At 62.1% G+C, this 14,439-nt stretch carries 11 protein-coding genes; 9 read left to right on the top strand and 2 right to left on the bottom strand.

Features of this window, described 5'->3' with window-relative positions; genetic code table 11:
• Positions 1 to 50: 50 nt before the first annotated feature.
• The gene (locus WGT02_RS03405; protein ID WP_024314528.1) at positions 51 to 2,336 is read right to left on the bottom strand and encodes an NADP-dependent malic enzyme; all 2,286 of its coding nucleotides are present in this window, start codon (positions 2,334 to 2,336) and stop codon (positions 51 to 53) included.
• Positions 2,337 to 2,448: 112 nt separating this feature from the next.
• On the opposite strand from WGT02_RS03405, the gene mutS reads away from it, so the two are divergent.
• From mutS to murJ, 4 genes are all read left to right on the top strand, one after another.
• Complete coding sequence (gene mutS / locus WGT02_RS03400; protein WP_208249111.1) at positions 2,449 to 5,181, top strand: DNA mismatch repair protein MutS; 2,733 nt, start codon at positions 2,449 to 2,451, stop codon at positions 5,179 to 5,181.
• A gap of 3 nt (positions 5,182 to 5,184) precedes the next feature.
• Positions 5,185 to 5,460 carry a hypothetical protein gene (locus WGT02_RS03395; RefSeq protein ID WP_024314526.1) on the top strand — a complete coding sequence of 92 codons (276 nt, stop codon included), beginning with the start codon at positions 5,185 to 5,187 and terminating at the stop codon, positions 5,458 to 5,460.
• Positions 5,461 to 5,565: 105 nt separating this feature from the next.
• Positions 5,566 to 8,475, top strand: a complete 2,910-nt coding sequence (locus tag WGT02_RS03390) for a [protein-PII] uridylyltransferase (protein WP_208249113.1) — start codon at positions 5,566 to 5,568, stop codon at positions 8,473 to 8,475.
• Between the two features lie 10 nt (positions 8,476 to 8,485).
• A complete protein-coding gene (murJ, locus tag WGT02_RS03385; RefSeq protein WP_208249114.1) occupies positions 8,486 to 10,066 on the top strand; it encodes a murein biosynthesis integral membrane protein MurJ in 1,581 nt (526 codons plus the stop codon).
• Between the two features lie 9 nt (positions 10,067 to 10,075).
• Here murJ and WGT02_RS03380 read toward each other — a convergent pair whose 3' ends face one another.
• Positions 10,076 to 10,501, bottom strand: a complete 426-nt coding sequence (locus tag WGT02_RS03380; RefSeq protein WP_024314523.1) for a DUF882 domain-containing protein — start codon at positions 10,499 to 10,501, stop codon at positions 10,076 to 10,078.
• Between the two features lie 528 nt (positions 10,502 to 11,029).
• On the opposite strand from WGT02_RS03380, the gene WGT02_RS03375 reads away from it, so the two are divergent.
• The 5 genes from WGT02_RS03375 to WGT02_RS03355 all read left to right on the top strand — a co-directional run bounded on the left by WGT02_RS03375 (position 11,030) and on the right by WGT02_RS03355 (position 14,366).
• Positions 11,030 to 11,425 (top strand): VOC family protein, encoded by a 396-nt coding sequence (locus tag WGT02_RS03375; protein ID WP_024314522.1) that lies wholly within the window; start codon positions 11,030 to 11,032, stop codon positions 11,423 to 11,425.
• A 97-nt stretch (positions 11,426 to 11,522) separates the two neighbouring features.
• Positions 11,523 to 12,587 carry a tryptophan--tRNA ligase gene (gene trpS / locus WGT02_RS03370; RefSeq protein ID WP_024314521.1) on the top strand — a complete coding sequence of 355 codons (1,065 nt, stop codon included), beginning with the start codon at positions 11,523 to 11,525 and terminating at the stop codon, positions 12,585 to 12,587.
• A gap of 102 nt (positions 12,588 to 12,689) precedes the next feature.
• On the top strand, positions 12,690 to 13,115 hold the full coding sequence (locus tag WGT02_RS03365) for a cupin domain-containing protein (protein ID WP_024314520.1): 426 nt from the start codon (positions 12,690 to 12,692) through the stop codon (positions 13,113 to 13,115).
• 82 nt (positions 13,116 to 13,197) lie between these two features.
• Entirely contained in the window at positions 13,198 to 13,689 is a 492-nt protein-coding gene (locus WGT02_RS03360) for a universal stress protein (RefSeq protein ID WP_007789346.1), read from the top strand.
• Positions 13,690 to 13,799: 110 nt separating this feature from the next.
• On the top strand, positions 13,800 to 14,366 hold the full coding sequence (locus WGT02_RS03355; protein WP_208249117.1) for a NifU family protein: 567 nt from the start codon (positions 13,800 to 13,802) through the stop codon (positions 14,364 to 14,366).
• Positions 14,367 to 14,439 lie beyond the last annotated feature (73 nt).

The raw sequence follows: 14,439 nt of genomic DNA, 5'->3' as shown, positions 1-14,439 counted from the left end.
TCCACCGACGGAAAGATGGAGCGAGAGGCTGCCTCCCGCTCCACATTCGCTTACGATCCTGCCGTATAGGCTGCGATCGCGGCCATATTGACGATGTCGGAATCCTTCGCGCCCATCGAGGTGATCTGAACCGCCTTGTCGAGGCCGACGAGGATCGGGCCGATCACAGTCGAACCGCCGAGTTCCTGCAGCATCTTCGTGGAGATCGAGGCCGAGTGGAAGGCCGGCATGACGAGTACGTTGGCCGGGCCGGATAGGCGGCAGAACGGATACTGCTCCATCACCTTGCGGTTCAGCGCCACATCGGCCGCCATTTCGCCGTCATACTCGAAATCGACGCGGCGCTTGTCGAGGATCTTCACGGCCTCGCGCACGCGCTCCGAGCGCTCGCCCGATGGATGGCCGAAGGTCGAATAGGCAAGCATGGCGACGCGCGGCTGATAACCCATGCGGCGCGCAAAGCCTGCCGCTTCCACGGCGATGTCGGCAAGTTCCGCCGCCGACGGCATATCGTGGACGGCGGTATCCGCAACGAAGACGGTGCGGCCTCGGCAGAGTGCAACCGAGACACCGATCACCTGATGCCCCGGCTTCATGTTGATGCAGCGGCGCACATCTTCGAGCGCGGTCGAATAATTGCGGGTGATGCCGGTGACCATCCCGTCCGCATCGCCAAGCGCCACCATGCACGCGGCGAAGTGGTTGCGATCCTGGTGGATCAGGCGCTGGGCGTCGCGATGCAGGTAGCCCTTACGCTGCAGGCGCGCATAGAGATAGTCGATATAGACTTCGACGCGGGTGGAAATGCGCGCATTGACGATTTCCAGCCCCGGCCGGTTGAGATCGATGCCGGCGCGTTCGGCGGTCGCGTGAATCAGGTCCTCACGGCCGAGCAGGATCGCTGTACCGAGCTGCTGGTTGGCATAGGACATTGCCGCACGCATGACCTGTTCTTCTTCGGCTTCGGCAAAGACCACCCGTTTCGGACGGCGGCGAACGCGCTCGTAAAGGCTTGCCAGCGTCGAGGCGATGGGATCGCGACGAGCAGAAAGTTCGCGGGCGTAGGTGGCCATGTCGGCGATCGGCTTGCGGGCGACGCCGCTGTCAATCGCGGCCTGTGCCACGGCAACCGGGATCGCAGAGATCAAGCGCGGATCGAACGGCACCGGAATGATGTACTGGGCGCCGAAGCGCGGGCGGTTCCCCTGGTAGGCGGCAACGACATCATCCGGAACGTCTTCGCGGGCTAGGTTCGCGAGCGCCTGGACGGCGGCGATTTTCATGGCGTCGTTGATCGTGGTGGCGCGAACATCCAGAGCGCCGCGGAAAATGTAGGGGAAGCCCAGGACGTTGTTGACCTGGTTCGGATAATCGGAACGACCGGTCGCCATGATGGCGTCGTCGCGGATGCGGGCGACCTCTTCCGGGGTGATCTCCGGATCCGGATTGGCCATGGCGAAAATGATCGGCCGGTCCGCCATCGAGCGGATCATCTTTTCGGAGAAGGCGCCCTTCTGCGAAAGGCCAAGCACGACATCCGCGCCTTTCATGGCCTCTTCGAGCGTGCGCGCTTTGGTCTTGACCGCATGCGCCGACTTCCACTGGTTCATGCCTTCGGTGCGGCCCTGGTAGATCACGCCTTTGGTGTCGCAAAGGACGATGTTCTCAGCCACGAAGCCCATGGCCTTGATGAGCTCGACGCAGGCGATCGCGGCCGCACCCGCGCCATTGCAGACGAGCTTCGTCGTCTTCAGGTCGCGACCGGTCAACTCCAGCGCGTTGATGAGACCGGCGGCAGCAATGATCGCCGTGCCGTGCTGGTCGTCATGAAAAACCGGGATGTCCATCAGCTCGCGCAGGCGCTGCTCGATGATGAAACAGTCTGGCGCCTTGATGTCTTCGAGATTGATGCCGCCAAAGGACGGGCCGAGGAAGCGCACGCAGTTGATGAACTCGTCGACATTTTCGGTATCGACTTCAAGATCGATGGAATCGACGTCGGCGAAGCGCTTGAAGAGCACCGACTTTCCCTCCATTACCGGCTTGGAGGCCAATGCGCCGAGATTGCCGAGACCGAGGATAGCCGTACCGTTGGAGATCACCGCGACCATGTTGCCGCGCGTGGTGTAGTCGTAGGCCGTGGCCGGATCGGCGGCGATCGCCTTCACCGGAACGGCAACGCCCGGCGAATAGGCGAGCGACAGATCGCGCTGGGTCGCCATCGGCTTCGTGGCGTTGATCTCCAGCTTTCCGGGCCGTCCCATGGCATGGAATTCAAGAGCCTCGTTGTCGGTCACTGATGTAACCGGCCGCTGCTTCTTCTCGGTATCGGGCATTTTTCCTCCAACGTCTTGTGGGTGACGCCTTGCTCTTCCTCAATCGCGGTTGTCATCTATAGCGGCGGGCGGCTAGGGTTGGCACCTCTTTTTTGGAAAAAACTGCATCTCCGTGAACGAACGAATAGACACTGGAAGAGAAGCCTTTTCGGCTGCCGAGCTTGCTACGGAAGAAAGCCGTGCATCGGCGACGCCGATGATGGAGCAATTCATCGACATCAAGGCGAACAACCCTGACTCGCTGCTGTTCTACCGCATGGGCGATTTCTATGAGCTGTTCTTCGAGGACGCGCTGGAAGCATCCCGCGCTCTCGGCATCACGCTCACCAAGCGCGGCCAGCATATGGGGCAGGATATTGCGATGTGCGGCGTGCCGGTGCATGCAGCCGACGACTACCTGCAGAAGCTGATCGCCCTCGGCTTCCGCGTCGCCGTCTGCGAGCAAGTCGAAGACCCCGCCGAAGCCAAGAAACGCGGTTCGAAATCGGTGGTGAAGCGCGACGTCGTTCGCCTTGTCACGCCGGGCACGATCACCGAGGAAAAACTGCTTTCGCCGTCGGAATCGAACTATCTGATGGCACTTACCCGCATTCGCGGCAGCGCCGTGCCGTTGCTGGCGCTTGCCTGGATCGATATCTCGACGGGCATTTTCCGGCTTGCCGAGACCGAAGGCTCACGGCTGCTTGCCGATATCCTGCGCATCGATCCACGCGAACTCATCGTGCCGGACACGATCTTTCACGATCCCGAGCTGAAGCCGGTCTTCGACGTGCTCGGCCGCACCGCCGTTCCGCAGCCGGCCGTGCTGTTCGACAGCGCCACAGCGGAAGGGCGGATTGCACGTTATTTTGGTGTCTCGACACTCGACGGCTTCGGCACCTTCTCGCGCGCCGAGCTTGCCGCTGCCGCTGCAGCCGTCGCCTATGTCGAGAAGACGCAGATCGCCGAACGGCCGCCGCTTGGGCGGCCGGAGCGCGAGAGCGCCGCTTCCACGCTCTTCATCGATCCGGCGACCCGCGCCAACCTGGAACTTGCCCGCACGCTGTCAGGCGATCGCAATGGTTCTCTGTTGAAAGCAATCGACCGCACCGTGACCGGCGGCGGTGCGCGACTGCTTGCCGAGCGGCTGATGTCGCCGCTGACCGACCCCGCGCGCATCAACGAGCGACTGGATTCGATCGGCTTCCTGATGGAAGAGCCGTCGCTCTGTGGCGACCTGCGCCACCACCTCAAGCATGTGCCCGATATGCCGCGCGCGCTCTCGCGCCTCGCGCTCGACCGTGGCGGGCCGCGCGACCTCGCCGCCATCCGCCAGGGGCTGAGTGCGGCGGGCGATCTCGCCCGATTGCTGGCCGAAGCGCTGCTGCCGGAAGAGCTGAGACTTGCGCTTTCGAGCCTCCAGGCCCTCCCCTGCGGTCTCGCAGCGCTGCTTTCGGCAACGCTCGGCGACGCGTTGCCGCTGTTGAAGCGCGACGGCGGCTTCCTGCGCGACGGCGCCAATGCCGAGCTCGACGAGGTCAGGGCGCTGCGTGACCAGTCCCGCCGTGTCATCGCCGGCCTGCAGCTGCAATATGCCGAGGAAACCGGCATCAAGTCGCTGAAGATCAAGCACAACAACATCCTCGGCTACTTCATCGAGGTCACCGCCGGCAATGCCGGACCGATGACCGACACACCCGAAGCCAAGGGCCGATTCATCCACCGCCAGACGATGGCGAATGCGATGCGGTTCACCACGACCGAGCTTGCCGACCTCGAAAGTCGGATTGCAAACGCTGCCGACAAGGCGCTCGCAATCGAGCTCGCCGCCTTCGACCACATGACATCCGCCGTCGTCGCCGAAGCGGAAGCGATCAAGGCGGGAGCCCGGGCGCTTGCGATCATCGACGTCGCCAGCGGCCTTGCCCTCCTCGCCGACGAGCAGGCCTATTGCCGGCCGCTGGTTGATGCCTCGAAGATGTTTGCGATCGAGGGCGGACGCCACCCGGTCGTCGAGCAGGCCCTGCGACGCCAATCGTCGGGCCCGTTTGTTGCCAATGATTGCGATCTGTCGCCTGTCGCCGACGGCAAGGATGGCGCGATCTGGTTGCTGACCGGCCCGAACATGGGCGGTAAATCGACCTTCCTGCGCCAGAACGCGTTGATTTCGGTCCTCGCGCAGGTGGGCTCCTTCGTGCCGGCGACCTCCGCCCATATCGGCATCGTCGACCGTCTATTCTCCCGCGTCGGCGCCTCCGACGACCTTGCCCGCGGCCGCTCGACCTTCATGGTCGAGATGGTCGAAACGGCGGCGATCCTCAATCAGGCGACCGACCGCTCGCTTGTCATCCTCGACGAAATCGGCCGCGGCACGGCAACGTTCGATGGTCTTTCCATCGCCTGGGCAGCCGTCGAGCATCTGCATGAGGCCAATCGCTGCCGCGGCCTCTTCGCCACCCACTTCCATGAGCTGACCGTGCTGTCCGAAAAGCTTGCCCGGCTATCGAACGCGACGATGCGGGTGAAGGAATGGGATGGCGACGTGATCTTCCTGCACGAGGTCGGTCCGGGTGCTGCCGATCGCTCCTACGGTATCCAGGTCGCCCGGCTTGCCGGCCTGCCGGCTTCCGTCGTGGCGCGCGCCCGCGACGTGCTGACACGCCTCGAGGACGCCGACCGCAAGAACCCGGCAAGCCAGTTGATCGACGACCTGCCATTGTTTCAGGTGGCGGTGCGTCGCGAGGACGCTAGTCGCGGCCCGTCGAAGGTGGAAGAAGCGTTGAAGGGCATGAGCCTCGATGACATGACCCCGCGCGAGGCGATGGAGGCACTCTACGACCTCAAGAAGAAGCTGAAGCGGAGCTAGCCGATGTTCATGGACCGGCTATTCAACGAGACGCAGAGGCTTGCGGCGATTTTCAGCGCACTCGAAGCATTGCGGCTTGCGGACGAGTGTGGCAATCCACGCGGCTGGGCCTCGCCCTTCGGCCTGCTCCAGATCATCCGCTGTTGTGCCGGTATTCTGGAGCTTTCCTCCTGTGTCGCAAAGGCTGGCTACCGAGAATGTGACCGCGAGACACTAGAGGAGATCGCCAGCGAGACGCGCAAGGTGCTCTATTCGGTGCAGGCGCAGGTGGCGGCCTGATTGCCGCATGCAGGCGGTTTCGGACGTGGCAACACCTTTTCGCCAAAATTAAAGGTTCTGCAGTATGAAAGCCCGTGTCATCGGCGGGCAAAGAGGCTATAGCGCATGCAGACGAAACGAGAGGCGCAGCAAGAAGCAGCTGCGCCGCGCGAACAGGAAGCCGCCCCGCGCATGGCGACGACGAACGACATCGATTTCTCCGATATCCTCGACACCGACTATCTGCTGAAGATGTGCGATGCTGTAACGGAGGCCAACAAAACGCGGCCTGACGTCTTGCGATCCGATCTGTTGGCCATTCTCAAGAAGGCAAGCGGCGAGGGTCGCCAGAAGGCACGCACCCTGCTCTTGGCCGACGGCAGCGGCATCAATTGCGCCCGCCGCATCTCCTGGCTACAGGACCAAATCATCACGGTTCTCTATGAATTCGTCTGCACCCATGTCTTCCCACAGCAGAAGGACAAGTTCGCCGTCACCGCCGTTGGCGGCTATGGCCGCGATACGCTGGCGCCGGGTTCCGACATCGACCTCCTGTTCCTGTTCCAGCCGAAACCGGGGGAGGAGACACACAAGGCGGTCGAATTCATGCTCTACGTCCTCTGGGACATGGGCCTCAAGGTCGGCCACGCCACGCGTACCCTGGAAGAGTGCATCGCGCTGTCGAAGTCCGACATGACGATTCGCACGGCGATCCTCGAGATGCGCTATATCTGCGGCCTGCGCGCGCTGGAAACGCAGCTGGAGACGCGCTTCGACAAGGAAATCGTCACCGGCACCGGCCCGGAATTCATCGCCGCCAAGCTTGCAGAGCGCGACGAACGGCATCGCAAGGCCGGCGACACGCGCTATCTCGTCGAGCCCAACGTCAAGGAGGGCAAGGGTGGCCTGCGCGACCTGCATACGCTCTTCTGGATCTCGAAATACTACTACCATGTCCGCGACACCGCCGAACTTGTGCCGCTCGGCGTTCTCTCGAAGCACGAGTACCACGTCTTCCAGAAGGCGGACGACTTCCTTTGGGCGGTGCGCTGCCACATGCATTTCCTGACCGGAAAAGCAGAGGAACGGCTGTCCTTCGACATCCAGCGCGAGATTGCCGAGGCACTCGGATATCATTCGCGGCCCGGCCTTTCGGCCGTCGAGCGCTTCATGAAACACTACTTCCTCGTCGCCAAGGATGTCGGCGATCTGACGCGTATTCTCTGCGCGGCACTCGAAGACCAGCAGGCGAAGTCGACGCCGGGGCTGACCGGCGTCATCAGCCGCTTTGCGCATCGCAGCCGCAAGATCGCCGGCAGCACCGAGTTCGTCGAGGATCGCGGCCGCATCGCACTTGCCAGCCCCGATGTCTTCAAGCGCGACCCGATCAGCATCATCCGCCTCTTCCACGTCGCCGACATCAACGGCCTGGAATTCCATCCCGATGCGCTGAAGCGCGTCACCCGCTCGCTCAGCCTGATCGACAACAATCTGCGCGAAAACGAGGAGGCAAACCGCCTCTTCATGTCGATCCTGACCTCGAAGCGCGATCCGGCGCTTATCCTTCGCCGGATGAACGAAGCCGGTGTGCTCGGCCGCTTCATCCCAGAATTCGGCAAGATCGTCGCAATGATGCAGTTCAACATGTACCACCACTATACGGTGGACGAGCATCTGATCCGCACCCTCGACGTGCTGTCAGAGATCGACACGGGCAAGGCCGACGACCTGCATCCGCTTGCCAACAAGCTGATGCCCGGCATCGAGGACCGCGAGGCGCTTTATGTCGCCGTGCTGCTGCACGACATCGCCAAGGGCCGCCAGGAAGACCACTCGATCGCCGGCGCCCGTGTCGCCCGCAAGCTCTGCGCCCGCTTCGGCCTGTCGCAGAAGCAGACGGAGATGGTCGTCTGGCTGATCCAGGAACATCTGGCGATGTCGATGGTCGCCCAGACCCGCGACCTCACCGACCGCAAGACGATTATCGACTTTGCCGATGTCGTGCAGTCGCTCGAACGCCTGAAGATGCTGCTGATCCTGACGATCTGCGACATCCGCGCCGTCGGACCGGGCGTGTGGAACGGCTGGAAGGGTCAGCTGCTGCGCACGCTCTACTATGAAACCGAACTGCTGCTTGCCGGCGGCTTCTCGGAGGTGTCTCGCAAGGAGCGCGCCAACTTCGCAGCCGAAGCACTCTTCAACGCGCTCTCCGACTGGAGCCAGAAGGACCGCAAGATCTACAGCAAGCTGCACTATCAGCCCTATCTGCTCTCCGTTCCCCTGGAGGACCAGGTGCGTCATGCCGGCTTTATCCGCCAGGCCGACAAGGCCGGTCAGGCGCTGGCGACCATGGTGCGCACAGACAGCTTCCATGCGATCACCGAGATCACCGTGCTATCGCCTGACCACCCGCGGCTGCTCGCCGTCATCGCCGGCGCTTGCGCTGCGGCCGGCGCCAACATCGTCGATGCGCAGATCTTCACGACCTCGGACGGCCGCGCGCTCGACACAATCCATGTCAGCCGCGAATTCAAGGACGATGCCGACGAGCTGCGTCGCGCCGGCACCATCGGGCGGATGATCGAGGACGTGCTTTCCGGCCGCAAGCGCCTGCCAGAGGTGATCGCGACCCGCACCAAGAACCGCAAAAAGAGCAAGGCCTTCGTCATTCCCCCGTCGGTCAACATCTCCAACAGCCTGTCGAACAAATTCACCGTCATCGAGGTCGAATGCCTCGACCGGACAGGCCTGCTGTCGGAAATCACGGCGGTTCTCTCGGATCTTTCGCTCGATATTCAGTCGGCCCGCATCACCACCTTCGGCGAGAAGGTCATCGATACCTTCTACGTGACCGACCTCGTCGGCCAGAAGATTTCGGGCGACAGCAAGCGCTCGAACATCACCGCGCGCCTCAAGGCGGTGATGGCCGAGGAGCAGGACGAGCTGCGCGAGCGCATGCCCTCCGGCATCATCGCGCCGCCGACCACGGCTCGCGCCGCGACGCAAACAGAAAAGAAGGCGGATTCGCCCGCATGAGCCCAAACGCATGAGCCTCGTCAAGAAATTTGCCACCGTCGGCGGCGCCACGCTCGGCAGCCGCATCTTCGGCTTTGCCCGTGAAACGCTGATGGCGGCCGCACTCGGCACGGGCCCGATGGCCGACGTCTTCTACGCCGCCTTCCGCTTTCCGAACCTCTTCCGTCGCCTGTTTGCCGAAGGCGCGTTCAACGCCGCCTTCGTGCCGCTCTTTGCCAAGGAGATCGAGGCGCACGGCATCGACGGCGCCAAGCGCTTCTCCGAGGAAGTCTTCGGCGTGCTGTTTTCCGTGCTGCTGCTCATCACCATCGTCATGGAGCTCTGCATGCCGCTGCTCGTGCGCTTCGTCATCGCGCCGGGCTTTGCCGACGATGCGGAAAAATTCTCGATCACCGTCCGCATGGCGGCGGTGATGTTCCCCTATCTCATGTGCATGTCGCTGACGGCAATGATGAGTGGGATGCTGAACTCCCTGCATCATTTCTTCGCCGCAGCCATTGCGCCCATTTTCCTCAACGTGGTGATGATCGGCGCGCTGTTTTATTCGCTCTATATCGGCGCCGAACCGCTTCAGACCGCCTGGTACCTCTCATGGGGCGTGCTCGTAGCTGGCATCCTGCAACTCGTCGTCGTCTATCTCGGCGTCCTGCATGCCGGCATGAGCATCGGCCTTCGCTTTCCCCGCATCACGCCAAACGTCAAGCGGCTGCTGATCCTCGCAGTCCCTGCCGCCGTCACCGGCGGCATTACCCAGATCAACCAGATGATCGGGCAGGCGATCGCTTCTGCGCGCGAAGGCGCGATCGCCGCACTTCAATATGCGGACCGCATCTACCAGCTGCCGCTCGGCGTCGTCGGTGTCGCGGTCGGCGTGGTGCTGCTGCCGGAATTGGCGCGTGCCTTGAAGGGCGGCCATCTGCGCGAGGCCGGAAACCTGCAGAACCGGTCGATCGAATTCGTGCTATTCCTGACCATCCCGGCCGCCTTTGCACTCTGGATTCTCTCCGATGAGATCATCCGCGTGCTTTATGAGCGCGGCGCCTTCCATCAGGAAAACACCGCGATCGTCGGCTCCATCCTCGCCGTTTACGGCATCGGCCTACCTGCCTTCGTGCTGATCAAGGCGTTGCAGCCGGGCTTCTATGCGCGCGAGGACACCAAGACGCCGATGCGCTTTTCCGCCGTTGCCGTTGGCGTCAACTGCGCGACGGCGCTGACGCTCTTCCCGTTTCTCGGCGCTCCCGGCATTGCGGTTGCAGAAGCGACGGCAGGCTGGATCAGCACGGTGCTTCTCTTCACCACGCTGCTGCGCCGCGGTCACCTCACCTGGGAATGGGCCCTGGCGCGGCGCACGGCGCTGCTCGTCGTATCCGCAGCCGTGATGGGCGGCGTGATCATGTACCTGCAGCACCGGTGGGAGCCGTGGCTTGCCTCGGGCGCACACCTGGCGACGAAGGTCGGCACACTCGGCCTTCTGATCATCATCGCCATGGCCGTTTACTTCGCGACGGCGTTCCTGATCGGCGGCGCAAACCTCGGCATGATCCGGCGCAACCTGAACCGCAACCCCGCCGCAAAAGTCGACGGCTAGCGCTAGACCTCAGCAGTAGGTCCATCGTCGTTTGGGACCTATGTCCACATGGACGATGCCGTTGCAGTAACGGCCGATCCCGCCGATCCCTGGCGCCGACGCCGCGATCGCAATGATCGTTCGCTCCGATACGCCGGGGATCCGGATATCGGCGGCCGCGCAATGGCGATGTTGGGAGTGTGATCGCCCGCGCGCCCGCAACCCCGAGGTTACCATCGGGCGGCGGCCGGTCTTAGTGGCGATATAGGCAAGAATGCCGCGGAGTTGCGGCGGGAAGCAGTTCGCCTGAACGCTGACAGTCTGCAGAGAGTAGGCGAGCGTTTCATTATGCTTGAGCGGCGGTATTGCCACTCTTCTGACATTCTGGGCGTCGGCACTGTCGAAACACGACAGACAGAACAGGCCGGCGAGTGCGATGGAAAATGCGGACTGCATGGTTCCCTCCCCTCGAAATACGCCGGAGCGGCCGGCGCAGCCTTTGGCGGATGGAACGCTCTCCCTAAAAATGGCCTTTTTGTGAAATTGTTTACCTTCCGTTACGCAGCATCCCCATATTCTACCGCTAATTGGCAGGTTAGTGATACCTCAAAGGTAGTATAAACTTTCCTTTCGTAAATTTGCGAGAGATACTCACAGAGGAAATTCGTCGCCGATTCTCCCCGCCCTACGGCGCTCTTCCTGCAATCGTGCCGTTCCATCTTCGGATACACCGCAAGGCGTTGCGGCGAGGCGGGATCGGCGCTGGATGATGGAGAACGACGCAAGCTCCTTCATCCGGAGTTGGGAAGCGCCATATGCTTTTTCCTCTAGCGAGGCAATTTCCAGCGCCCCGTCCGAGTGCAATGCAGGATCGAACCACGGGCAGGAACGACCGTGTGAAAGTAAAGACGTGTTCACCAAACCGCGCCCCTTGACCGATCACTCGCCCTTGGTAACAACACGACGCCACAAATCGGAGCCACAATGTCTCAATCGCTTTTCCTCGTGACCCTTGTCGTCGACGACTACGACCATGCCAAGGATTTCTATTGCGGCGCGCTCGGCTTCGATTGCCTTCAGGACGACAGACAGCCCGAGGGCAAGCGGTGGGTGGTGGTCAAGCCGAAGGGCGGCGACGGCGCAGCCTTTTTGCTCGCGCAGGCTGCCAACGACCAGCAGAAGGCGGCGATCGGCAACCAGACCGGCGGGCGCGTCGGCTTCTTTCTCAAGAGCGACGATTTTGCCCGCGACCATGCATCGATGCTGGCCAAGGGCGTGCATTTTCTCGAGGCGCCGCGGCATGAGGTTTATGGGACGGTCGCCGTGTTTTCGGATCCTTACGGCAACACCTTCGACCTGATCGAACACGCCACAGGCTGAACCCCTTGATTGCCCTGTCTTCCGCGTGCATAAGCGCGCCCGTTAGCAACATGGGTTACAAACCCTGGGGCCCTCCACCAGCCTAATCGAGGACATAATGAGCGAATTCAAGAAAGTCGTTTTCTCCGGCGTCCAGCCGACCGGCAATCTCCATCTTGGCAACTATCTCGGTGCGATCCGCAAATTCGTGGCGCTGCAGGAAGGCAACGACTGCATCTACTGTGTCGTGGATATGCACGCGTTGACGGCCCAGCTCGTCCATGAGGACATGCCGAACCAGATCCGTTCGATCGCCGCCGCCTTTATCGCGTCCGGCATCGATCCGGAAAGGCACATCGTTTTCAACCAGTCGGCCGTGCCGCAGCACGCCGAGCTCGCCTGGATCTTCAATTGCGTCGCGCGCCTCGGTTGGATGAACCGTATGACGCAGTTCAAGGACAAGGCCGGCAAGGATCGCGAGCAGGCCTCGCTCGGTCTCTACGCCTATCCGAGCCTGATGGCCGCTGACATTCTCGTTTACCGCGGCACGCATGTCCCGGTTGGCGACGACCAGAAGCAGCACCTTGAACTCGCCCGTGACATCGCCATGAAGTTCAACCTCGACTATGCGGGGCACATCCGCAAGACGGGCTACGGCATTGACATCACCGTCGGCAATGAGCCGGTGCATGCCTATTTCCCGATGGTCGAGCCGCTGATCGATGGCCCGGCGCCGCGCGTCATGTCGCTTCGCGACGGCACCAAGAAGATGTCGAAGTCGGATCCGTCCGATCTTTCGCGCATCAACCTGATGGACGACGAGGACGCGATCTCGAAGAAGATCCGCAAGGCCAAGACCGATCCGGAAGGCTTGCCTGGCGAGATCGACGGTCTCAAGGGTCGGCCGGAAGCCGACAATCTTGTCGGCATCTATGCAGCACTCGCTGACAGGTCGAAGGCTGACGTGCTTGCCGAATTCGGCGGCCAGCAGTTCTCGGTCTTCAAGCCGGCGCTCGTCGATCTCGCCGTCAACGTGCTCTCGCCGATCACCGCCGAGATGCGCCGCCTGATGTCGGACACCAGCCACATCGACGCGATCCTGCGCAACGGCGGCGAACGGGCACGGGCACGCGCCGAGGTGACAATGAAGGAAGTGCGCGACATCGTCGGCTTCCTGTACTGAGATACGGCCTCACCAGCCTTTCCGGGGCGGCTTGCAGCCCCGGACTTGTCGAACCCGGACCTGCGGCGTAATCTTTTGGGAACGGACCACCAGGGGGCTTCGATGCGAGATCGCAACCTCATCCAGATCGGCGCCATGGAGATCCGGCTTCTGATCGACGAGGATCAGAGTGCCGGCAGTCTGGTGATGTTCGAATTCATCGTCCCGCCTCAAGCGCGTGTCCCAGCCGCTCATTATCACCGCGACGTCGACGAAGTGATCCACGGACTGTCCGGCACGATGACGACGACGCTGGACGGGCGCAAACACGAGATCGCGCCGGGGCAAACCCTGTTCATTCCGCGCGGCTATGTCCACACCCACGAGAACCTGCACGGGGAAACCGCCAAGGCTTTGATCACCATGACGCCCGGCTTGATCGGCAGGCGGTATTTCGAGGAGATGGCCCTGGCCATCAACGTTCAGGGAAAGCCCGACATCGAACATGTGAAGGCAATCATGCGCCTCTATGGACTGGTTCCGGCCTGACGCGGCCCCCGCGCAGACGATCCTTCCAGGATCAAAAACGAGGGCTTGCAAATTTTCGGGTTCAGGTGTCAGAGTCCGCGCCATGGTATCGAAACGACTCTCCCGGCTCGAAGGTCATCGCCGCAAATTCATGGCGGTCATTGACGATACGCCCGAATGCTCCCGCGCCGTCCATTATGCGGGCCGGCGCGCCAAGAACTCGAATGGCGGCCTTGTGCTGATGTACGTGATTCCGGAGGGTGACTTCCAGCAGTGGCTGGGGGTGGAGGAGATCATGCGCGCCGAGGCGCGCGAGGAGGCCGAGGCTGTGGTCGCCAAGGCGGCGCATGTGGTTCGCGAAACGATCGGCATCGACCCTGAAATCGTCATCCGCGAGGGCAGCGCCACCGAGCAGATCAACGCCGTGATCGAGGAAGACCGCGATATTGCGATCCTGGTGCTTGCCGCAAGCTCGGCCAAGGAAGGTCCAGGACCGCTGGTGTCTTCGATCGCCGGGCGTGGCGCGACATTTCCCATCCCCGTCACGGTCCTGCCTGATACATTGACCGACGAGGAACTGGATGCTCTCGCATAAAGCGATTTCTTGAGTACCAGTCTCTTGAATAGAGTTGCCAATCGGCTTATTTTCTCTTTTGAAGAATTCTAAAGATGGCTGAGGGCCAATGCCCGCCGCAGGAGAGCGAGATGTTTATTCAGACCGAAGCCACGCCGAATCCCGCCACGCAGAAGTTTCTGCCGGGCCGGGTCGTGATGGAAAACGGCACGGCCGAATTCCGTAGCGCCGACCAAGCGCAGGCTTCGCCGCTTGCTGCTCGGCTGTTCGAGATTGCGGGCGTCACCGGCGTCTATTTTGGATACGACTTCATTTCCGTCTCTAAGGACAATGCCGAGTGGCAGCACCTGAAGCCGGCGATCCTCGGTTCGATCATGGAACATTTCATGTCGGGCAAGCCTGTCATGGGCGACGCCTCGGTTCTTTCCGAGGACCTCGATGCCGGCGGCGAGTTCTTCGACGAAGCCGACGAGTCGATTGTCCTCACGATCAAGGAGCTGCTGGACACGCGCGTGCGTCCGGCCGTTGCGCAGGATGGTGGCGACATCACCTTCCGTGGTTTCAAGGACGGCAAGGTCTATCTCAACATGAAGGGCTCCTGCTCCGGCTGCCCGTCGTCGACGGCGACGCTGAAGCATGGCGTGCAGAACCTGCTTCGCCATTTCGTTCCGGAAGTCGAGGAAGTGGTCGCCGCCTGACGACGACACGCCCGTTCCGGCATTCATTCTGGCGCAGCATTTGCAAGCGCGGCAGGGTGAATGTATGGACGCT

It is taken from the genome of Rhizobium sp. T1470, assembly GCF_042140505.1.
GTDB classification, from domain to species: Bacteria; Pseudomonadota; Alphaproteobacteria; order Rhizobiales; family Rhizobiaceae; genus Rhizobium; species Rhizobium favelukesii.
This window is presented reverse-complemented; position numbering and strand designations above follow the sequence as displayed.

Bases quoted from the DNA above. Each gene is read 5' to 3' on its own strand.
- murJ (WP_208249114.1), top strand. From the start codon at position 8,486: ATGAGCCTCGTCAAGAAATTTGCCACCGTCGGCGGCGCCACGCTCGGC.
- WGT02_RS03395 (WP_024314526.1), top strand. From the start codon at position 5,185: ATGTTCATGGACCGGCTATTCAACGAGACGCAGAGGCTTGCGGCGATT.
- WGT02_RS03375 (WP_024314522.1), top strand. From the start codon at position 11,030: ATGTCTCAATCGCTTTTCCTCGTGACCCTTGTCGTCGACGACTACGAC.
- trpS (WP_024314521.1), top strand. From the start codon at position 11,523: ATGAGCGAATTCAAGAAAGTCGTTTTCTCCGGCGTCCAGCCGACCGGC.
- WGT02_RS03365 (WP_024314520.1), top strand. From the start codon at position 12,690: ATGCGAGATCGCAACCTCATCCAGATCGGCGCCATGGAGATCCGGCTT.
- WGT02_RS03390 (WP_208249113.1), top strand. From the start codon at position 5,566: ATGCAGACGAAACGAGAGGCGCAGCAAGAAGCAGCTGCGCCGCGCGAA.
- WGT02_RS03405 (WP_024314528.1), bottom strand. From the start codon at position 2,336: ATGCCCGATACCGAGAAGAAGCAGCGGCCGGTTACATCAGTGACCGAC.
- WGT02_RS03355 (WP_208249117.1), top strand. From the start codon at position 13,800: ATGTTTATTCAGACCGAAGCCACGCCGAATCCCGCCACGCAGAAGTTT.
- WGT02_RS03380 (WP_024314523.1), bottom strand. From the start codon at position 10,501: ATGCAGTCCGCATTTTCCATCGCACTCGCCGGCCTGTTCTGTCTGTCG.
- WGT02_RS03360 (WP_007789346.1), top strand. From the start codon at position 13,198: ATGGTATCGAAACGACTCTCCCGGCTCGAAGGTCATCGCCGCAAATTC.